Raw genomic sequence first — 340 nt, forward strand, 5'->3', positions numbered from 1 at the left:
GACTAAGCGCGACAGTCGTCGTGCTGGTATTACGACGGGTGTCTTCTACTTGATAAGAAATTTCAGGATTGGGGATGAGTCCAGCCTGCTTGCGCACTCCTTCAGAGATTCCGATCTCTTGACGTGCTGCTGCAAGATCGGGGTTAGCGTCTATTGCCGTCGAAAGCGCTTCAGCCAGACTGAGACTCTGGGCAAATGCGGCAGGCACCCACAATCCAGACAAGACCATACAGAACACAAAGACTTTCAAAGGAAAGATGGGGGTTTTAGATAAAGCAATGTGATTATACCAGGGCACTTTGATAGTCCTCATGCACAAACTTTGATAAAGCTTGGCGAG

Annotated in this window: 1 pseudogene; it reads right to left on the minus strand. The window is 48.8% G+C overall.

The annotated features are described in order from the left end of the window. A pseudogene (locus tag KMS84_RS44240) lies at positions 1–313 on the minus strand (hypothetical protein); the annotation flags it as partial. Between the last annotated feature and the right edge of the window lie 27 nt (positions 314–340).

The sequence above is a fragment of the Streptomyces hilarionis genome (assembly GCF_024539675.1).
In the GTDB taxonomy this organism is placed as follows: Bacteria; Actinomycetota; Actinomycetes; order Streptomycetales; family Streptomycetaceae; genus Streptomyces; species Streptomyces hilarionis.